The sequence below is a fragment of the Bacillus sp. BACIII genome (assembly GCF_057836745.1).
In genome coordinates this window covers 1,085,447-1,109,650 of sequence record NZ_CM174437.1, presented here as the reverse complement: position 1 = coordinate 1,109,650, position 24,204 = coordinate 1,085,447, and the positions used below count along the sequence as shown (strand labels likewise).

General features: G+C 46.6%; 2 protein-coding genes. Both read right to left on the bottom strand.

Features of this window, described 5'->3' with window-relative positions; translation table 11 throughout:
• Positions 1 to 155: 155 nt before the first annotated feature.
• On the bottom strand, positions 156 to 8,015 hold the full coding sequence (gene bamC / locus ACXN9U_RS05450) for a bacillomycin D non-ribosomal peptide synthetase BamC (RefSeq protein ID WP_489202279.1): 7,860 nt from the start codon (positions 8,013 to 8,015) through the stop codon (positions 156 to 158).
• A gap of 83 nt (positions 8,016 to 8,098) precedes the next feature.
• A complete protein-coding gene (locus tag ACXN9U_RS05445; RefSeq protein WP_489202278.1) occupies positions 8,099 to 24,190 on the bottom strand; it encodes an amino acid adenylation domain-containing protein in 16,092 nt (5,363 codons plus the stop codon).
• Between the last annotated feature and the right edge of the window lie 14 nt (positions 24,191 to 24,204).

The window sequence follows — 24,204 nt, the reverse complement described above, 5'->3', positions numbered from 1 at the left end:
TCCGCATATTAGGCTTTTAAAAAATATGATAACAACAGGTCATGAAGAATGCGTAAAATGAATGATTTTTTTAGAGTGAAAACGTTGCAAATATCTGACCCTCTTTTATGAAAAATGCCGCCGATTGCAGTCAGCGGCATTTTGCCCTGGATCATTTACATGTTGTCAAACTTCGTGTCGCCAGCAAACGATCCCATTGACAGTTGTTCTTCAAGAACAAGTCCGTGATGATGCCGTTCTTCAATCCTTTTGATAATAGATCGAATTGTATCTGTATTTTCTTCAATATTGTGAGGGTCAAAGATCGTCACATGGTCTCCTTTTAATTTGTACTCAAGGTAATGCTGTGCGGTTGATTGCGTCCATCCTCTATCGGTCAACTCGCCACACAACAAATGATGTATGTTGGCGTTCACCGCGCCGGAATTGATCAGTTTATTGTGATACGTAAGGAAGCTTCTGATTTTATCCTTAATGGAAGGAATGGTTAATAATTCTCTATAATAATCCGGAATGATATCCAGATTCCGATGAATGATCTCTTCGGTTTCCTCTTCCGAAAAATCATTCACCGAAACGGCTCTTTTTGAATCAAGCATCATAATGTCCGATACGATGCGCCCGCGCTTCTCTAAGGCTTTGGCAACCTCAAAAGCCAAATTCGACCCCGAGGAGTAACCAAGTAAAACAAAAGGCCCTTGTTCCTGAATGTCTATCATGCTTTCTGCATACCGGTCAACGATCTCTTTCTCGTAAGACGTCTCTTCTAAGAAATCAGCGGCATAGACGGTGCAGCGGCCGTCAAGTCTTTTCGCCATTTCATTATAGACCAGCCCGTACCCGATTAAAGGCGGGAAACAGAACACAGGGGTTGAACCGTTCTGATTCATCTTGACGAATACGTTATCCGTCTTGGACTCGAAAACTGCCGCTTGAATGGCGCGTGCCATTGTTTCGATGGTAGGAAAATCGTAGACGGCTTGATAATGCATTTTTATTCCCATACGGTCGTTGATTTGATGAATCACTTGCAACACTTTGAGCGAATGGCCGCCAACGTCAAAAAAGTTATCTTTAATTCCCGGATCACTGTGAGCTAAAATGTTCACCCATATCTCGGCCAGCTGCTTTTCAATTAACGTTCCGGGCGCTTCGTATTCGGTTCCGGTGAGCCTATTTCCCTCAGGAGCCGGCAAAGCTTTTCGATCGATTTTCCCGTTAGCGGTTATCGGCATCTTCTCTATTTGTACAAAATAAGCCGGTATCATATAAGCGGGCAGTTTGTTCAGCATATGACGCTTCAGCTCCGCCGTATTTAATGGCTCGTCTCCGGACAAGTAGGCGCACAGCTGCTTTGAGCCCTCTTCTTCAATCGCGATGACGACCGCTTCTTTGACAGATTCCAGTTGCAATAAAGCCGCTTCGACTTCGCCAATTTCAATCCGGTAGCCCCGGATTTTCACCTGATGATCAATTCTTCCCAAATACTCGATATTGCCGTCGGGAAGCCATCGGGCGACATCTCCCGTTTTGTACATTTTTTCGCCTGCGGCAAACGGGTGTTCAACAAATTTCTCGGCCGTTAATTCCGGGCGGTTCAAATATCCTCTGGCCAGTCCCTCTCCTGCAACATAAAGCTCGCCCGGTATGCCCATTACCTGAATGCGTTGATATTCGTCCAAAATATACGCTTGCAGAGTAGGAATAGGTTGTCCGATGTTGCTTTTGCCCTCGTTGATTTCCCGTTCCGTGATTTCTTTATATGTGACATGAACGGTGGTTTCGGTGATGCCGTACATATTGATTAGTTGCGTGAAAGGATATTTAAGCTTCCAGTCTTTCAAGAAGGATGGATTTAACGCCTCTCCGCCAAATATGATTTTTCGGATGTTTAAATTGGACTTGGGATCTGCTCTCTCCTCCTGCATCAGTTGATAGAAATAACTTGGCGTTTGATTTAAAATGGTCACAGCTTCCGATTTTAACAATTGCAAATACCTTTCCGGGTTTTTTGCTATTTGTTTCGGAACAATCACTAATTTGCCTCCATACAGCAGCGCTCCGTAGATTTCCCACACTGAAAAATCAAAGCAGAAGGAATGAAACAAAGCCCATGTGTCCGATGCGTTGAAATCAAAAACGTTTTTGTTATTAAATAACAGACGAACCACATTTTTATGTTCAATGAGCGTGCCTTTCGGATTCCCGGTTGTTCCTGATGTATAAATGACGTAGGCTAATTGATTTGGCATCACTTTCAGATTGAGATTAGATGCTTCGGCGCCGTATGATGAAGGATCGTCAAGGAAGATAGTATGACTTTGATAATCGGTACCTTTCAGAAGATGATTTTGCAATAATAAGATAGAGACATTAGAATCCTCCAGCATATAATGGATGCGTTCCTTCGGATAATCCGGATCGATCGGTACGTAAACGCCTCCCGCTTTCAAAATAGCGAGGATGCCTATCACCATCTCCGGTGAACGTTCCGCCATAATGCCGACAAGTTCCTCAGCCTGAAGTCCTTTGGCAACCAAGGTTCGGGCCAGCTGATTGGCGCGTTCATTCAATAGCCGATACGTCAGCTCCTTATCTTCAAAAACAATCGCCGTGTGCTCCGGCGTCCGCTCCGCTTGTTCTTCAAATAATTGATGAATCGTCTTATCCCTTGGATACTCAGCCGCCGTATCGTTGAACTTGTCTATCAGAAGTGATCGCTCATCCGCTGTTACTATATCAAGGTCTTGAACGCGAATTTCCTGATCGTCCGCCATTTGCTTCATGATTTGCATGAAATGCATCTGCATCCGTTCGACACTTGGTTGATCGTAAACATCGCGATTGTATACAAAACGAATTTCAATTTCTCCATCCGGCATCACGATGAAAGTAAAATCATAATGAGTATGTTCTTCCATATGAAAATCGAGAATGTCTAATGCATTATCATCCTGCTTCATATGTTCTATTTGTTTATCGACCGGGTAATTCTCAAATACCATAATATGATTGATCAACTGCTGCTTTTGCTCAGTTTGAGCCTGAATGTCATACAACGGAAATGTATCATATGCTTGAGAAGCCAGTGCCCGCTCCTGGTTCATTTTCAATACTTGTGCAGCTGTCATTTCAGGATGCGTATGAATACGTACGGGAATGGTATTGATAAATAAACCGACCATGGCTTCAATTCCCGGAATTTCTGCCGGCCTGCCGGATACGACCGTGCCGAAGACGACATCCTGACTCCCGTTATATCTTTGCAGCAATAAGCCCCATGCGGTTTGTATCCATGTATTGACGGTGACTTGCTGGCGGCTTGCGGCCCGTTTGATTTCGTCTGTGAGCCGCTTTCCTAAACGAAACGCAAGCTCTCCTTTTTCGTATCCTTTCGCCTGGCTGGAAGATTGTTCTTGTAGCAAAACAGTTTGCCCTTCATAACCTTCCAAGTAATTACGCCAATAAGCTGATGCCTCGTTGTGATCTTGTTGATCCAGCCATTCGATATATCGGCTGTATGGAGTGACGGCTCCCCGCTTCGGCTGCCTTTGCTCGAGTATCGCATAATAGGTTTCAAACACTTCTTTCGTAACAAGAGGCAAACACCAGCCATCCATCAAAATATGATGAAAGCTCCATATCAATCGCGCTTGGTCTTCCTCTGTCCGCAGGATCGATACGCGCATTAAAGCATCCCGGGTGAGATTGAATCCCCGCTCCTTATCTCTTCTTGCAAAATCGGCAATAAACTCGCTGCGTTGATGACTGTTCATGCTGCGAATATCTTCAACGGCCGTTTCAATCGGCTTTTGCCGGAATACGATCTGTAAAGGCTGATCTTTCCATTCTGTATAAAAAAGAGTCCGAAGAATATCATATTTTTCGGCCAGATGCGCCAAACTCATCCTGAATGCATCGATATCCAAGAAACCTTTCAGATCAAAAGCGGCTTGTTCAAAGTAAGCTTCGGAAGCCGAATCGATCAAGCTGTGGAACAACATTCCTTTCTGCATCGGGGTTAATGGGTATATATTTTCAATGTTACCGAGATGCCGCGTTTCTTGCACAAATTGATCCAGTTCACCGATCGTTATACCTTTTAACGAAATATCGCTTGGCGTCAGGTGAATTTGATCTTGAGCATCGCAATGTGCGATGACTTGCTGCAGGCTGCTTTTTAAGAGATCGGCACAGGCTTCCATTGTTTCTCTTTGATATTGTTTACCGCAATAGCTGATGGCCAGCGACAATCGGCCGTCTGAAATCATCCCGTTGATATCAAGTGTATAGGTCAAGGGGCGATTGTCACTGGCTGTTTTCCCGCTTGAGTAAGGGGATACCTCCATCTTGCCGTTCCGGACATCTTGATCAAATTGCCCCAAATAATTGAAACGTATTTCCGGATGTCTGATCCATTCATGAGCCTTCGGATGATCGGTCAAATATTTGATCAGGCCATAACCTATTCCTTTTTGGGGGATCTGACGCAAATTTTCTTTTACTGTTTTAATCCGCTGCGAGATATCCTGATCAGCTTTGATTTGAAGCGAAACCGGATATAGGCTTGTGAACCATCCCACCGTACGCGAAATATCGATTTCCGGAATGACAGACTCTCTGCCGTGTCCTTCGAGATGAATGAGAATGTCTTCATATCCGGTCCAACGATGAATAGCAATTCCCAGACCGGTCAGTAATAAATCGTTCATTTCGGTCGAATAAGCCCGGTGAGCGTTTTTTAATAACCGTTCGGTTTCCTCAACGGTCCATTGAACGATGACCGTTTCCCGGTCTTTGGCCAGACCGGTCTCCCGTTCATTGTCCTTTGGCAATGTATGCTGCGGATTATGTTTCTGCCTGAACCAGTATTGATTTTCCGCTTCGAATTCCTGACTTTCTGCATAACGATTCAACTGTTCAGCCCATAACAGGTAAGAGTCCGTTTTCTTCGGAAGCCGGATCGCTTCGCCGTTTTGAAGCTGCTCATAAGCTGCCGCTATATCCTCAAGTAAAATCCTCCACGATACGCCGTCGATGACCAGATGATGAACCGCAATCAGCAAATGATCTCCCTCTTGACACTGAAACAATCCCAGTTTCATGAGCGGTCCTTCAGCTAAATGAATGGATTGCTGAATCTCATTGGAGATGGTTTCTATCGTCTGGGACACATTTTTTTCTTCGCGTAATGAGATCACTTCAAGGCTGAACAGATCACCTTCATCGATCCCCCGATTTCGGGCTTCGTATCCATCTTCTTCCGGAACATAGACCATGCGCAAAGCATCGTGATGCTCTGTGATCTTCTTCATGACGTCCCGAAGCTTCGATTCATCCAGTCCCTCTTTCCAATAAAGCATAACGGCTTGATTATAATGGTGTAATTCCGGGTATTTCTGGGCAAAAAACCAATGCTGAATCGGTGTCAGCAGCGACCGTCCTTTGATTTCTCCTTGTTCTGCGATTCGGGTGACCGGCTCTACGTATGGAACAAGCTCGGAGATCGTTGGATATTTAAACAAGTGTTTGATTTCAAACGTATATCCGGCTTGGTATAATCTTGAGGACACTTGAATCGACTTAATGGAATCGCCCCCCAATTCGAAGAAATGATCTGAGATTCCGACCCGTTCTAAGCCTAAGACCGACTCCCATACCGCGGCCAGTATTTTTTCCAGTTCTGTGCGCGGAGGTTCATAGTTCATACCTGTAAGATTCTCTCTTGGAGAAGGAAGGGCTTTTCGGTCTATTTTACCGTTGAAAGTAAGCGGCATCTCTTCCAGCTGAACGAAATAAGCAGGTATCATATAGGATGGAAGCTGCCGGGACAGCTCTTCACGGAGCTCGCCTGCAGTTAAAGCATGTTGTGCGGTATAATAGGCGCATAAGGATGTTTCCCCATCGATTTCCCGGGCGATAACGATGGCTTCTTTGATCGCCGGCAGCTGAAAAAAAGCGCCCTCAACTTCGCCGATTTCAATGCGGTAACCGCGGATTTTCACCTGGTGATCAATCCGGCCCAAATACTCGATATTGCCGTCCGGCAGCCACCTTGCCAAGTCTCCCGTCCGGTATATCCGTTCTCCTCCCGCAAACGGGTGGTTTACAAACTTCTCTGCCGTCAGTTCGGGACGATTCAAGTAGCCCCTTGCAAGCCCAACGCCAGCTATGCACAGTTCTCCCGCCACACCGGTCGGCTGCATATGTTCCAAATCGGCGTGTAATATATACAATTGAATGTTGGAAATCGGTTTGCCTATCGGAATCGACGCATACGTTTCTTCCGCCTGGCATTCAAAGTATGATACATCAATTGTTGCCTCAGTCGGTCCGTACAAGTTGATGATTTGAGCCTGGCTCACCGAGGTGATGATGCGTTTGAAGCCTGCGACATGTACAGGCTTCAGAGCTTCGCCGCTTGCAAACACATGTCTTAATGACGCTAATTTTTGTTTCAACATCCCGCTTGGCTTCTGATCCATGGATTCCAGGAAGGCATGCAGCATTGCCGGTACAAAATGCATTGTGCTGACACCTTTTTGTGCAATTGTATCTAAAATAAGTTCGGGATTCTTTTCTCCTCCGCTTGGCAGCAGCACCAGTTTAGAACCCGACATCGTCCACCAGAACAGTTCCCACACTGATACATCAAAGGTGATCGCAGTTTTTTGCATAATCGCATCCCGCTCATCCAGAGGGTATTTTTCCTGCATCCACACCAGCCGATTGATGACTGATCGATGCTCAACCATAACCCCTTTCGGCTTGCCTGTTGAGCCTGATGTATAAATAACATAGGCCAGATGATCCGGACCAGCAGCAGGCTCTATATTCGACCCGTCTTCACAAAAGTTTTGCGGATCTTTCATATCCAGCACTTTCCCCGTAAAAGGTACTCTCTCTCGCAAATGATTCTGCACGAGTAACAACTTCGTATCCGAATCCTCCAATATGTATCGAACCCGTTCCTCCGGATAGCCCGGGTCAATCGGTACATACGCCCCGCCGGCTTTCAAGATCCCAAAGATCCCTACAATCATATCCAGGGAGCGTTCGGCCATAATCCCAACAGGCTGATCCGGCTGCACGCCTTCAGATCGCAGCGTCCGAGCGAGTTGATTCGCCTTTTCATTCAATTCCCGGTACGTCAGCCGGCTATCCTCGTATACAACAGCTGTTTGATCAGGAGTACGTTCCGCTTGTTCCTCCAAAAACTGATGAATCGTTTTTTCTCTTGGATACTCGGCAGCCGTTTGATTATAGGCGATGAGTTTATTTGTCTCTGAGTCTGACAAAATATGAAGCTGGCGGATCATAAGGTCGGGTTGGAATAACAAGCTCGAAAAAATCCGGTTTACATGTTCGATCACTTGCATCATATACTGGCGATCATAAGCTTGTTCATTAAAAGTTAACTTTAAATGAATCGAATTATTTTCTATGGAAAACTGAAATAACGTATCAGCAGCAGCCGTTTCTATAAAACGAATGGGGTGAAGCTGATCTAGTGATACGATCGTATGGATCATTGGCAAATGATTTGAATCGTAGTTCAGATTTAATGGACCGGCCATTTTATCGAAAGGAACGTGCTGATTTAAGATGGCTCCGTTCAGCGTATGCTTGAATTCATTAAATATGGATTTAAATGTGCTGTCCGCATTTATGTTTTGTTTGATTAACATGACTTGATCTAAACGAAGGTCTTCATCGGCTTCGTCTTCAAAGGTAGGAACACCTACTATAACGTCCTCTTCCCCCGTATATTTGTACAAAAGACATTCGATTCCGATCAGGAGAACCATATAAACGGCCATTGGCGATTTATTCGTCATCTTCATGATGCGCAGGGATACATCTGAGCTCAATGAACTGTGAATACAGTTGGGTGCACTCGGCGCATCTTGCTCTATTGTTGAGTCCGACATTTGAAACGAAGGGATTGCACTGGGACGATCTTCCGCATCGAACATGCTGCTCCAGAACAACTCCTGTTGCTTAAATTCTGACATTAATATCCCTCCAGTAAGTTTTAGCCGGCTGATGGCTGTCCCCGTAAAAACATCATGCCGGGGACAGCCGGTACCGGCCGCTTTTAGAAATTCAATTCGATTTCGCTTGCAAAGTGTTCATTTTTGTTTACTTTCTCACTTAATTGAATTTCTTTTAAAGGAATCGATGGGTCTTTTATGATCGCCGATAGAATCATGGCGTAATCCTTGCTCAGCGTAGCGATGGTTTTCTGTTTAAACAGCTTCGTGCAGTATTCAAAGCTTCCTTGAATCTCGTACGGATTCATCACGAAGGTCAGCTGCAAATCAAATTTGGCCGCCGTATTCGTTTGTTCATATGGTCTGACCGCGAGAGAGTCCAATTCAATATCCGTTTGTTCCGTATTTTGCAGAACAAACATCGTATCGAATAACGGATTACGGCTTAAGTCCCGTTTCACTCCAAGCTTCTCAACTAATTCTTCAAAAGGATATTCTTGATTTTCATAAGCTTTCAGCATCGTTTCTTTCGTTTCTGTTACATAGTCCATAAAGGTCTTTTCTCCAACCGGGGCCGTACGGATGGCCAGCGTATTCACAAACATCCCGATAATATGCTGTAAATCTTCATGTATTCTTCCCGCAATAGGCGTACCGACGACGATATCTTCCTGCCCGCTGTATTTGGCCAGCAGTATGTTATAGGCTGACAGCAAGATCATGTAAGCGGTCGATCCGGTCAATTCTTCCATCTGTTTTATACCCTGGACCACTGTCTCATCGAGAGTGAAATTGTATCGCTTGCCTTCAAAGCTTCGAATTCGCGGTCTGGCAAAATCTTTCGGCAGCTCAAATGGCGGGAGATCCTCATGAAATACATTCAGCCAATAGCTCTCCTGCCTTTTGATGCGGTCCCTCTGCTCCGCCTGCTGCTGCCATACAGTGTAATCTTTGTATTGAATCCGGAGCGGGGCTAATTCTTTGCCGTCATACAATTGAATCAGTTCTTCAACAAAAATATTCATAGAAGCGCCGTCTGAAACGATATGATGCATGTCAAACATGAAAACATGTCTGTCCTGTTCTAATTCGATGAGTCCGGCCCGAAGCAATGGAGCCTGACTGATATCGAAAGGCCGCACGAAATTGCGGAACAGCTCCTCGACCTCTTCATCAGCTGCCTTGTACCTTTCTATAGAGAAATCCGCCTGCGGCTTGATCACCTGCATCAGCTCTCCGCGGACCATTTCAAATCCGGTTCGGAGCGATTCATGGCGCTGGATCAAACTTTGGAATGCAGATTGTAAACGGTTCATGTCGATCCTGCCTTCCAATGACAAAATCCCAGGCATGTTGTAACTTAGTTCTCCGCCTTCAATTTGTGTAGACAGGTAAACCATCTTTTGTACAGAAGATACAGGATAAGCATCTTTGGCTTCTGCAACAGGGATTTCATCCGGTCCGCTAGTTTCCGCGCCTGTAATGACCCTCGCCATTTCTTCAATCGTCGGGTATTGAAACACTTCTCTCAATGAAATGCTTTTGTTGAATTGCTTATGGATCTTGGTAACGAGCGTCATCCCCCGTAACGAATGCCCGCCGAGATCGAAAAAGTTATCTTTGACGCCAACTTGTTCTAACTTCAATACTTCTTTCCAGATGTGAACCAGCTGCTCTTCCGGTTTTGTCCTTGGAGCAACATAGTCAATGCCGGTCTGCAAGCCTGCTTCAGGCAGCGGTAACGCACTGCGATTCACTTTTCCATTGGAGGTTAACGGCATTTGCTCCAGTTGCATCAGGTATGAAGGAACCATGTAGCCTGGTATTTGATCGGAGAGTTTTTCTTTAAGCAGATTGATCGGCAGTGATTTCTCCCCTGTAAAATAGGCATACAAATCGCTTTGCCCCTCTGCATTTTCTCTGGCCAGGATTACCGCTTCTTGTACATGCTCGATGTTGAGAAGAGCGGCTTCCACCTCGCCAAGTTCGATCCGGTAACCGCGAATCTTGACCTGATGATCCTTTCTTCCGGCATATTCAATGTTTCCATCCGGCAGGTAACGGGCAAGATCGCCTGTTTTATACATCCGCTCTCCGATTACAAACGGATCGGCCACAAACTTTTCACCCGTTAATTCAGGCAAGTTCAGATACCCTCGTCCTACTCCGTCTCCGGCGATGCACAGCTCACCCTTTACACCTATAGGCAGCATTCGATCACTGGAATCCACAATATACACACGGTTGTTGCCCAGCGGCTTGCCGATCGGCACGTAACCGCCGTCGTCAGCAGATGCCAATGTCTCCGGTACGATATGAAAGACCGATGCATCCACGCAGGTTTCCGTCGGACCGTATACATTGGTTATGAGCGGCATTGATGACCCGTTCGAAGCGAACAATTCCAGCAATTGCGCCACCGCCGCCTGCGGGAGCGCCTCTCCTCCAATAAGCATGTGCCGGATCGTTACCCCGTGAAGGGCATCTGCAGCGATAAGCAATTGCAAATGTGACGGTGTTCCGTCTGTTACGTCAATGCGGTGGGTGCGATAATAGTTTGACAGGGCATAACCGTCTGATACCGATGCTTTAGGGACGATATACAGTGCGTGTCCCCCTAACAGTGCCGCGAAAATTTGCTTGACCGATGCGTCGAAATAGTACGGTGCCAACAGAGACACACGCAATCCCGAATCATAAGCACCGTACACTTGTCCGCGGAGCCCCTCCATCAAATGAAGTACCTGGCGATGCTCAATCAGCGTGCCTTTTGGCTTGCCGGTTGTGCCTGATGTGTAGATCACATACGCCAAGTGATCCGGTCCGGCTGCCGTCACCAGATTCGAGCCATCCCCGTTGTTCATTTGTTCGTCATCAAGCAGTAAAATCTCTCCGGCAAACGATACACGATCTTGTAAATGAGGCTGTGCCAGCAGAACCTGTGCTCCTGAATCCTCCAGAATATAGCGGATGCGTTCCTGCGGGCTGTCCGGATCCATCGGCACATACGCGCCCCCGGCTTTCAGGATCGCCAGAATACCCACGATCATTTCCAGAGAACGTTCTGCCAGAATACCCACAGGCTGGTCCGGCTGCACGCCTTCGCTTCTTAAAATCCGCGCCAGGCGGTTGGCGCGCTCATTCAGCTCACGGTATGTGAATCGGCTTTTCTCGTAAACTGCGGCTGTATGTTCCGGCGTGCGCTCCGACTGCTCCTCGAACAATTGGTGAATTGTTTTGGACCTCGGGCAGTCTATCGCCGGTTGGCCCCATCTCTCCACAATCTGCTCTTTCTCCTTCGCGGTGATCATCTCCAGCGATGAAAGCGGCGCCTGCGGATCATTCGCAATCGCCTCGATCAATTGGATAAAGTGCTTGGCCATGCGTTCCGCAGTTTCCTGCTTGTACAGCGCCGCCGAGTAACTGATCATACCCGTAATTCCGTCTTCATTCTCTGCCGCTTGGAACGTCAGGTCGAACTTCGCCATAGCATGGTTGTCCGGATAAGGGGTAAAACGCACATCATCGAGGCTTAATTCTCCCCGTTCTGTGTTTTGCCATATGAACATCGTGTCAAACAGCGGATGGCGGCTGAAATCCCGGGACACATTCAGCTTGTCCACCAGTTCGTCGAATGGATACTCCTGGTTTTCGTACGCTTTTAATGTATGCTCTTTGACTTCCTGTACGTACTCCCAGAATGTTTTTTCCCCAAGCGGATTCGTTCGTATCGCCAGCGTGCCCACGAACATACCGATTAAACTTTCCAAATCCGAATGGGTCCTTCCGGCAATCGGGCTGCCTACTACGATGTCTTCTTGCCCGCTGTATTTGGCAAGCATGGTCGTATAAGCAGCCAGCAGCACCATGTACAGCGTGCTTTCACTCTTTACCGCCAAGCCTTTCAGCTGTTCCGTCAACGCCGGTCCGATGACAAACTCGATTTGTCCTCCTTCAAAGCTCCGCGCAGCCGGTCTTCCATAGTCGGTCGGCATATCCAGCACCGGAACCTCTCCGCTGAACACATCCAGCCAGTACGCTTCCTGTTTCTTCATCCGTTCGCTTTGCATATCCGACAGCTGCCACGCCGCATAATCTTTATACTGAATCCGCAATGGCGGCAATTCTTTTCCTTCATATAATGAAACGAACTCTTCAATCAAATTCTTGATAGATACGCCGTCTGAAATGATATGATGCATGTCAAACAGCAGCAAATGGCGGTCTTTTGCAAGCTCAATCAGTCCTACCCGCAGCAGAGGCGCTTTCTCCAAGTCAAATGCCCTCACAAATTCATGAACGAGGTCTTCCGCCTGTTCTTCTTTCGCCTGGGTGAATTCCACTGCAAATTGGACGTCGGCATAAATTCGCTGTACCGGTTCTCCGTCTATCAGTTCAAAGCCGGTTCGCAGCGTTTCATGGCGCTGAATCAGCTTGTCGATCGCATTCTCGACAAGTTCCCGATCCAGAGCTCCTTCGACTCTCATGACACTCGGCATGTTGTAGCTCAGCTCTCCGCCTTTCAGCTGATTCAAAATGTACAGCCGTTTTTGCGCCGAGGAGACGGCATAGTATTCTTTTGCTTCAATGGTCGGGATAGATGTATATGCTGTGTGTTTCATTCCGGTAATCGTTTCTGCCATTTCTTCAATTGTCGGCGACCGGAACACTTCCCGCAGCGGCAGGCTGACCCCCATCTCTTTGTGCAGCTTGGCTGTCAGGGTCGTTGCCCGCAGCGAGTGACCGCCGATGTCGAAGAAGTTGTCTTTCACGCCGATACGCGGAAGTCCGAGCACCTCTTGCCAGATATGTGCCACCTGTGCTTCCGCCGCTGTACGGGGAGCCACGTATTCGACTCCCGTTTGCACGCCTCCTTCTGGCGCTGGCAAGGCTTTGCGGTCTACTTTTCCGTTTACTGTGAGCGGAATCGATTCAACAAAAGCCCATTTTACGGGAATCATATAGTCAGGAAGGTCTTTGGCCAGATCTGTCCGTAACGCTGAAGGATCAGTCGCTTTTGAGACGCTGCAGTAAGCGCACAATTCATTTTCACCCAAAGCGTTTTTTTGAATAAGGACGGCTGCTTCTTTCACCGCCGGGTGATTGGCCAATATGACCTCGACTTCCTTCGGTTCGATCCGGTAGCCCCTTATTTTCGCCTGATCATCAATGCGGCCGATGTATTCGATTTGCCCGTCCTCACGCAGCCTTGCCAAATCTCCTGTGCGGTACATGACGGCTCCCTTTCTGAACGGATCAGGCAAAAATTTCTCTTCCGTTAAAGCATGGTTATTCGCATAGCCTCTCCCGGTATTTGCTCCGGAAATATACAGTTCTCCCGCAATGCCCAAGGGCTGAAGCTGTTTGTTCTTGCTGATGATATACATATTGTTATGGCATATAGGTTTGCCGATCGGCGGATACTCAGGAATATCATCTCCCGGTTGAATTGTATACGTCGACACTACATGAGTTTCTGACGGACCGTAATGATTGTGCAAATGCAAGCCGTGTGTGCGGAGCACTTGCTGAAATAAACGGGATACGGTCAATTGTTCTCCTGCTGTAATCAAATGCTTCACACAGCGCGGAAATGAATATGCATAGCTCTCCTCGTTAAAAAGCATTTTGACAAAAGCAGTCGGGAAAAAGACAACGTCAGTCTGATGTTTATTTATAAACGAAAACAGCTGAGCCGCGTCCCGCTTTATTGATTCAGGCACGATGTGGAGTGTGCCGCCGCTGAGCAGGGCTGAAAACAGCTCTTGATAGCAGACGTCAAATGCCGGAGATGCGTATTGAAGAACATTGGTTTTGAAATCGATGCCAGAGTTTGTAAATTGGTCATACAGCAAATTGGCCATATTTCTATGTTCTAGCAGCACACCCTTTGGTTTCCCCGTCGTTCCTGATGTATAAATGACGTAAAGCAGATCCTCCGCCGTGTTTATCGTCTGCACATTGCTCCCGTCCGGTTCTGTCTGAGCTTCTTCTATGAATGTGACAAGCTGCGTTTCTGCCTCAGGGACTGACCGGTCTTTCTCTGTTACAACATGAGCGCAGCCGCTGTTTTCAATGATATAGCGGATTCGTTCGGCAGGATGGCTTGGATCAATCGGAACAATGGCACCGCCCGCTTTTAAAATACCTAGAACAGCAACCGCTAATGATGGTGAACGCCCGGCGATTACAGCTACCGGCTCTTGATGCTTCACACCCCGCTTTCTGAGAATCCGCGCCAGTTTATTGGCCGTTTCGTTCAGGTCTTTGTAAGAAATCTCCGCCTCTTCGTATTGAATTGCGATTTTTTGCGGCGTTTGTGCTGCTTGGCGTTCAAACATAGTATGAATCGTTTCGTATTCAGGTTTCTCTGTTTCCCCGGAAAGCGGAGTGAGCAGCTGTTCTTTTTCTTTCTGCGTCAGAAGTTCCATTTCTTCTATTTTGACAGACGGCTGCTGCAAAATTTGGTGAATGAGCTGTTCGAAATGTCCGCGAATCCGCTCTGCTTCTGATTGTCCATATTCATTTTGATTAAAATCAAAATGAATGGTAAGTTGTTCGCCAGGGATGACAACTACATTAAAATCGTAATGGGTATGTTCTTCTATATGGAAATTCACGATATTTAAATCTGCAGCATCATGGCCTACCTCTTCGACCTGCTGCCCGATCGGATAGTTTTCAAAAATCATGATATGGTCAATAAGGTTCTGCTTTTGTTCCGTTTGGGCCTGAATTTCGTATAAAGGATAGGTATCATACGATTGGGAAGCCAGCGCGTTTTGTTGAACCATTTGCATCGCTTCGGCAAAAGTGCTGTCCTCATCGCAGCGGATGCGAACCGGAATGGTATTGATGAACAGGCCGATCATCTGTTCCACATCAGGAATTTCCGCCGGCCTTCCTGACACGACACTGCCGAAGACAACGTCTGCGGACCCGCTGTATTTCTGTAATAAAATTCCCCACAACGTTTGGATCAAAGTATTTAACGTAACCTGATGCTGATTTGCGATCTGCTGTAATTGTTTTGTCTGTTCGTGATCAAATCGGCAGATCACATTGGCATAAGCGTATTCTTTTTGTTCATGCTGCGCTATTTTATGAAGAAGCGTGGTTTCACCTTTATATCCTTCAAGATACCCGCTCCAGTACCGTTTGGCCGCTTCCTGATCTTGGCGGTCAAGCCACTCGATATAGTCGCTGTAAGGAGCTGCAGCTGACGTTTCTGTTCCCCTTCCTTCTTGTAAGGCGCTATAATGATCAAACACTTCCTTCGTGATAAGAGACAGGCACCAGCCGTCCATCACAATATGATGGAAGCTCCAAATCAAATGATAGTTGCGGTCTTCCGTACGGAAAATCGCTATGCGCATCAGCGGATCGCGAGTCAGGTCAAATCCTTTTGCCTTGTCTTCTCTTTGATAGGCTGCGATTGCATTCTCACGACGGTGCTCCTCTATGTCGCGCAAATCTGTAAAATGAATTTGCGGTTTTTGTGTTTTATAGACAATTTGCAAAGGAATATCGTTCCAGCCGCTGTAAAAACGGGTTCTGAGCACGGCGTATCTTTCAAACAATCGCTCCAAGCTTTGTTTAAACCAATCAATCTTTAACTCTCCCTGCAAATCGAACGATGCTTGTTCAAAATAAGAATGTGAGGCCTCGTCCAGCAAGCTGTGGAAGAGCATTCCTTTCTGCATTGGAGTGAGCGGATACACGTTTTCAATCTCACCTGTATGCGGAAGTTGAATGAGAAGCTGATCCAATTCGTCAATGGACATGCCTTTTAACAAAATATCGCTTGGCGTCAGTTCCGATTGTTCTTTATGAACGCAATGCGTAATGATTGTCCGCAGGCGGCTTTGAATCGTTTCCGACAACCGCATGATCGTTTCTTTTGCGTACTGTTTACTGCTGTAGCTGATCGTAAACTTCAGCCGGCCCTCGGTGATCATTCCGTTTATATTCAATACATACGGTCTTTCTTGATTTCCGCTTGAGTCTGAACCGCAAGAGTAAGAAGATAATTGAACCCCATGCTGCTGTAAATCTTGGTCAAACTGTCCCAAGTAGTTAAAGCTGATCTCAGGATTGAGTTTCGATGGCAGTCCGCCGCTTAAGTATCTTGCTATGCCATATCCGATCCCTTTATGCGGAATTTGGCGCAGTTCTTCTTTGGTCGTTTTAATATAATCAGAGATTTCTTTGCCTGGCTGCGCGTGCAGCACAACCGGATACAGACTAGTAAACCAGCCGACCGTGCGGGAGATATCCATATCTTGAATGATCTGTTCTCTTCCGTGTCCCTCTAAATGAATCGGAATCCGGTCAAGCCCCGACCAATGGGATATTGAAAGACCAAGAGAAGTTAAAAGCAAATCGTTTATTTCCGTGTGATAAGCGCGATTCGCTTGTTTTAATAAGAGCTCCGTTTCCTCTTTCGTCCATTCCACAGTTGCTGTTTCACTGTCTTTTGCAGTTGTATGGGTTTCCTGAAAATCTGTAGGCAGCGGTTTTACTTCGGTTTGTTCGATCTTTGTCCAATATTCCTGTTCTTGTTTTATCGTTTCACTTTGCGCATATTCTGAAAGTCTCTTAGCCCATAATTGGAAAGAGTCTGTTTTTTGCGGCAGTTGAATCACTTGCCCGTTCTCGGCTTGCCTGTAGCCGGTCACGAGATCCTCCAGTAAAATGCGCCATGACACCCCGTCTACAATCAAATGATGGATGGCGATGAGCAAATGATCCCCGTCTGCGCATTGAAACAATCCGGCTTTCATTAACGGGCCATCACTTAAATGCATACTGCTTTGTATCTCATCAGCCTTGGCTTCAATGGTCTGCCCCGGGTCGGATTCTGCTTTCAGATTCAGGACTTCAAGGTTGTACAGTCCGCTTTGGGCGATCTCTGCATTCTGTGCCTCGTATCCATTTTCCGCAGTCTGGAACGTCATCCGGAGCGCATCGTGATGTTCTGCAAGCTTTTGCAGGGTTTGACGCAGCGGAGTTTCCTGAAAACCTTCCGGCGCATGCAGCATGACGGCTTGATTATAATAATGCGGATCTATTGTTGTTTGTTCAAAAAACCAATGCTGTATAGGAGTCAGGCTGACTTTTCCTTTGACCTCACCTTGATCGGCTGTACGCAGATTCTGCTTGATATGCGGACTCAATTCGGCAATCGTAGCATATTGAAACAAGTCTTTGATTTCCATTTTGTATCCGCTCTGTTTTAATCTGGATGACACTTGGATTGACTTAATGGAATCTCCGCCAAGGTCAAAGAAATTATCAAGAATACTGACGTTTTCAGCGCCTAATACCGATTCCCAGGCAGAAACTAATATTTCTTCCGCTTTTGTTCGGGGAGCTTTATACTCTGCTCTGTCCTGTAGCTCGAAATCCGGAGCCGGCAGTCCTTTTCTGTTTATTTTTCCGTTAGACGTTAAAGGCATTTCATCAAGCTCGATAAGATAAGCCGGAACCATATAACCCGCCAGGCTGTGAGACAATTGTTTGCGGAGCCGGGCTGCGGTTGTTTGCCCGCCGCTTACGTAATATGCACACAATTGTTTAAACCCGTGGACGTCCTCTCTGGCTGTAACGACAGCTTCCTTGACCGCTTCTTCTTGAAGCAGCGCTGCCTCAATTTCGCCTAATTCGATACGATAGCCTCTGATTTTCACTTGTTCATCTATTCTGCCCGCATATTCAATGTTTCCGTCAGCCAGCCACTTCGCCAAATCTCCGGTCTTATACATCTTGGCTCCGGGTTCAAACGGGTCATCGACGAATTTCTCTGCCGTCAATTCCGGACGGTTCAAATATCCTCTTGCTACACCGGCGCCGCTGATATAGATTTCTCCCGGGACACCGATCGGCGCGGGTTTCATATTTTCATCAAGAACGTAAATGCTCGTGTTAGCCGCAGCGGTTCCGATCGGTACCGATTCCCGTCTGTCCTTTGCGGCATCGTAACGGTAAATCATGCAGCCGACAACGGTTTCCGTCGGTCCGTACTCATTGCATATTTCAATCCGGCCTTCGAACTGTTCATGAATGCTGCGGGCTAACCGGGTGCTTAAGTTTTCCCCGCCCACAATCATTCTTCGGACAGCCGTTTGATCGGCAATGTTCATTTCTTTCAAAACCTGCAAATGGGCCGGGGTTAATTTAATGATATCCACCCTCGGGTCCCGCACAATCGATTCAAGCAGAGCTGTTTTATCCTCTCCGTCATAGACGATGATCGTATTGCCTGTGACAAGCGGGGTGAAAATAGAAGTCACCGTCAGATCAAAAGAGATGGACGAGTACAACGGGAAGTTGGCTTTCTCGCCTTTTACATAAACTTCTTTCGCCCACCAAATATAATTAGTCAAGCCGCTGTGCTCAATTAATACGCCTTTTGGCCGCCCTGTGGAGCCTGACGTATAAATGACATACGCCAAATGGCTTGCATCACTTATCGGTGCAAGGTCAGAGTCATCTTGGTGATACGACTCTTCATCATCCAGTAAAATCGTGACGCCTTCATAGGAAAGCTGTTCCTTGACATCTCGCTGCGTCAAAACGATTCCGGCTTGGGAGTCATTCAGCATATACCCGATGCGGTCTTGCGGATATTCCGGATCTATCGGGACATAGGCGCCGCCTGATTTTAAAACAGCAAGGATCCCGACCACCGATTCAATGCTGTTTCTGCTGATGATGGCCACAGGATGATCCGCCTGCACGCCCTTCGCTCTTAACGTTCGCGCCAGCCGGTTTGCCCGCTTATTGAGCTCTCCGTACGTGAGCTGCCTGTCCTTATCAATGACGGCCGCTTGATCGGGCGTACGCTGCGATTGCTCTTCAAATAATTGATAAACCGGCGTCTGCGGAAACGGTGTATCCGTGTCGTTAAGCGTCTGCAGAAGGGTTCTTTTTTCGCCTTCCGTCAACAAATCTACTTGATCCACCCGGATATCTGCATCTGTCACGACTTGATGCAGGATTTGCATGAAATGTTCCCGAATCCGCTCTATGCTTGCCCGCTCATACACATTGGCATTGAATTCAAAAGAGATGTTCATCTCGTCGCCCGGTATGACGGTCAAATTAAAATCATAGTTGGTCTGCTCTTCCATTTGTACGTTGGAAATGGTGATGGATGATCCGTTTTGCCGGCCTATGCTCTCCATATACTGATCAACCGGATAATTTTCGAAGATCATTAAATGTGTAATTAAATCTTGCTTTTGCGTTGTACGCGCTTGAATATCGTACAACGGGTGCGTCTCAAATTGTTGAGACGCTACAGCCCTATCCTGCGCCTCTTTCATAAGCCCGGCAAACGTTGTCCCCGCTTCACACCGGAACCGGACGGGAATGGTGTTAATGAATAAGCCGATCATCGTTTCCACGTTTGGAATTCCAGCCGGTCTTCCGGATACGACACTCCCAAACACAACGTCCTTGCTTCGGTTATATTTCTGCAGCAAAACCGCCCATGCCGTCTGCAGCAGCGTGTTCAGCGTGACATGATGCTTGCCTGCCGTCCGCTTCATTTTCGAAGTGAGATCGGAGCTTATGTCACACGTCACTTTTTCAGGAACGTATCGTCCGTCTTCCGCTGCATGGTGATCCTTAGGAAGGCCGGTTTGCTCCTCATATCCCTCCAAGTACTGATCCCAATAAGCCGTGGCCTCTTTCGCATCTTGCCGGCCGAGCCATTCAATATATTGACTGTACGGAGTAATTGATGATTGTTCAGGCTGCTTTTGCTGAAGCAAGGCAAAGTAATTCTCGAATATTTCTTTTGTAATCAGCGGCAGGCACCAGCCGTCCATCAAAATATGGTGGAAGCTCCAGATAAAACGGTATGTCTTTTCATCCGTACGGAGAATGAATAACCGCATTAACGCGCCTTTTTCTAAGTCGAACCCCCGCATCTTATCTTCTCTGGCATACTGCTGAATCATCGCTTCTTTTTGTGATTCCTTCATCTCGCGTAAGTCAATGAATTCAAAACCGATCTTTTTCGTTTTGAATATGATTTGCAGCGGCTGGTCTTTCCAGCCTCTGTAAAAATTCGTCCGGAGTATATCATATTTTTGCGATAAGACATCCAAGCTTTTTGAAAATGAATCAATCTCCAGATCTCCGTGCAGATCAAACATCGTTTGCTGAAAATAAGCACCTGAATTCGGATCAAATAAGCTGTGAAACAGCATGCCCTTCTGCATCGGTGTTAATGGATAAATATTTTCCGCCTCGCCTAATTCAAGTGTCTGCTTCAAAAGCTGTTCCAGTTCGTCGATTGAGATATCTTTTAACAGGATGTCACTTGGTGTGAGGGAAGTCTGCTGCCGGCTTACGCAATGCGCAATGACTTCTTGCAGACTTTCTTTTAAACCTTTGGCAAATTGCGTCATAGTCGATCTTTCGTATTGTTTGCTGCTATAGCTCAGTGTCAGTGATAATGTCCCTTCAGAAATCATGCCGTTTAAATCAAGCACGGCTGTTCTCTCTTGGTTTTCGTTCATCGATAACCCTGTGGAAAAAGGCGATATGCGCAAAGCCTGATGATTCAGGTTTTGATCAAACTGACCCAAATAATTAAACGATATTTCCGGATTCAGCTGCAGGCTGTCGGCTTCGGGATGTCCGGATATATATTTGATGATGCTGTAATTCATGCCTTTATCCGGGATACGGCGCAGCCCTTCTTTCACGGTCTTAATCCGCCATGACAAGTCTTTTCCGGCTTCCATTCTCAGGACGACAGGGTACTGGCTTGTAAACCATCCGATCGTGCGGGAGATATCCGCATCCGGAATAATCGGTTCTCTCCCGTGGCCTTCCAAATTTACGACAATGTCTTCCATGCCAGTCCACCTGTGAACGGCGAGACCTAACGAAGTCAGCAGCAGATCATTGATATCCGTGTTGTAGGCGCGGTTCGCTTGTTTTAACAATTGCTCCGTTTCCTCTTTTGTCCATTGAATCGTCACTTCTTCGCTGTCTCTTAATAATGAGCCTTCGCTTATTTTGTCTTTAGGCAATGGCTGCGGCTCCGTGTTTGAAAGCTCGGCCCAATAAGCAATCTCCTCTTCCATGTCGGTTTCTTTCGCATATTTGGACAATTGATCGGCCCAGTATGGAAACGAATCTGTTTTTTGCGGGAGGCGGATCGTTTGTCCGCGCTCTGCCTGCTCATAACCGCTTGCAAAATCTTCGAGTAAAATGCGCCACGATACTCCGTCAATCACCAAGTGATGAATTGCAATCAGCAAATGATCTCCGTCGGTGCATTGGAACAAACCAAGCTTCATCAAAGGCCCTTTGTCTAATATCATGCTGCTTTGAATCTCATTCGCTTTATCGGAAATTGCCTGAGCCGGATCGGTTTCGCCTTTATAATTCATCACTTCCAGATGATATAATTCACTTTCATCCGTTCCTGTAATTCGCGGAGCGTACCCGTTCGGTGTTTTTTCAAAAATCATCCTCAAGGCATCGTGATGTGATGCGATCAGTTCCATCGTCCGGCGAAGCGGAGCCTCTTTCAAGCCTTCCGCCGAATATAACATGACGGCCTGATTGTAATGGTGAGCTTGCGGCATTTTTTGTTCAAAAAACCAATGCTGTATCGGGGTCAGGTTTGTGCCGCCGGTCACTTCCTCTTGATCAGCCATCCTGCCGATCGGCACGACAAATTGACTTAGTTCTGCAATCGCGGGATATTTAAACAGATGTTTCATATCAACCTTGTATCCGGCTTGATACAATCTGGATGACACCTGAATTGATTTAATCGAATCTCCGCCATAATCAAAGAAATTATCCATAATTCCGATACGTTCTGCCCCTAATACTTCTTGCCAGATGGACGTCAGCAGTTCTTCTGTTGTGTTCCGCGGGGCTATGTATTCGTTATCTGTCCGCGTATTTTCTTCATCAGCAGGCAAAGCTTTCAAATCAATTTTTCCATTGGAAGTGAGCGGTATGCGTTCCAAATGGATAAAGTAGGAGGGAATCATATAATCCGGCAGTTTACGGGATAATTCGGCTCTGAACTGCGCAGCCACAGAAGGCTCGCCGACATAATAGGCATACAATTGCTTGGCTCCGTCTGCGCCTTCCCGCGCAATGACTGCAGCTTCACGAACGTTTTCCAGATTGAACATGGCCGCCTCTACCTCGCCGATCTCGATTCGGTAGCCGCGGATTTTCACTTGGTGATCGAGCCGCCCTGCATATTCGATTCTTCCATCTGGCAGCCATCTGGCGAGATCCCCCGTTTTATACATCTTTTGACCGGAGAGATGCAAATGCTGAACAAATTTTTCCTCCGTCAGCTCAGGCCGATTGAGGTAGCCGCGGGCCACTCCCGCTCCTCCGACATACAGCTCTCCCGGTACGCCGATCGGCTGGATTTGCTGGTGCGCTCCTAAAATATAAGCTTGATGGTTGGCCACCGGTTTGCCGATTGTGATCTGTTCATCAGCAGACTGAACAGGGTGAAAGGTCGATACCACGCTGTTTTCTGTCGGTCCGTATTCATTATTGATCCGAATGTGAGGCTGCAGAGAATACAGCTTCTCAACTGTATCTGTTTCCAGCTGCTCTCCGCCTACAACAACATGCTGAACATGAATGAAGTCGTCCGCGTTCATCTGTTCGATCATCGTTTTCAGAAGACGGGGAGAAGTTGAGAAATGGGTGATTCTCTCTTGTTTTATGGCATTTTGAATGGCGAAAAGGTCTTTATTTTCTTCATTCGGCAAAAGGTGCAAAGTCGCACCCGAGATAAGCGGGCCGAAGAAATTTAAAATGAACGCATCAAAAACATACGGGTACAAGACAAGCACGCGATCCGCTGAAGAATGCTTGAAAAACGCCTTCTTCCACTGGAGCGAATTCACAATGCCGCCGTGTTCAACCATGACTCCTTTCGGCTTTCCTGTTGTGCCCGAGGTGTATATAACATAGGCTAAATGGCTGTGTTCCGCTATCGGTGATAACAATGAGCCATCCGCATGGTATGATGTTTTGTCATTTAAATCAATCACCGGTCCGTCAAAGGTGAGACTGTTTTTTAAATGATGCTGAACAAGGAGAACGTCTGCATTCGCATCATGAAGCAAATATTGAAGCCGCTCGTTTGGATATTCAGGGTTCAGGGGCACATAAGCGCCCCCCGCCTTCCAAACGGCTATGATTGACACGATCATCTCTAACGAACGATCAGCCAAAATGGCGACCAATGTATCGGCTTGAACCCCGCAATTACGCAATGTTCTTGCCAAACGGTTCGCCTTTTCGTTCAATTCCCTGTACGTCAAATGGGCGTTTTTAAACTTGACCGCCACGTGCTCAGGCGTTCTTTCTGCCTGTTCTTCAAATAATTGATAGACGGTTCTGCTCCCGGAGTAATCTCTGCCGGTATCGTTAAAATCAAACAATAGTTTCTGCTTTTCCGCTTCGGGTATCATTTCTGCCGTATGGATCTCCGCTTCAGGCTGAAACAGGATCACAGACAGCAGCTGATCCAAATGGGCTGTCATTTGATCCATATAGCGCTCATCGTACAGATTGCCGTTATAAAAAAGCTTTAAATGAACTCCGTTGTTTTCCAAATCAAAGTGAAACAGCGTATCGGATGCAATGTCTTCTTTAAATTGCAAAGAATGAATTTCGTTAAGCGAAACGACGGTATGAATCAGCGGCAGACGCTCATCATTGTATTGCACGTTTAGATGCTGAACCATTTTTCTAAACGGCAGGTTTTGATTTTTCAGTGAATCATTAACGGCTTCTTTCAGCTGTTCAAACACGGTTTTAAATGTACTCTCGTTTGAAAGCGTATTTTTCAAAAGAACAACGGAGTTAACAGCTGACTGATTGCTTTTTTGCTTCGATACCGTTGGAATGCTGAGAATCAGGCTCGTTCGATCGGTATATTTATACAGCAAGCATTCAATACCTGCCAATAAAATCAGATAGGCCGCCATATCGGAATGATTCGCCATTGTCATGATTCTTTGAGATACTTCCGGAGATAAGGAACGGCAGATGTATTTTTCCTGGTAGCCGGTACGGGCCAATGACGCTTTATCCGCTGCTTTAAAGTAAGGGAATGCGCTTAGTCCGTCTTCTTCATCAAACAGGTTGTCCCAGTACGTTTCTTGGTTTTTAAATACCGACATTGGAGCACCTCATT

Coding starts and splice junctions, on each gene's coding strand:
- bamC (WP_489202279.1), bottom strand. CDS start 8,015: ATGTCAGAATTTAAGCAACAGGAGTTGTTCTGGAGCAGCATGTTCGAT.
- ACXN9U_RS05445 (WP_489202278.1), bottom strand. CDS start 24,190: ATGTCGGTATTTAAAAACCAAGAAACGTACTGGGACAACCTGTTTGAT.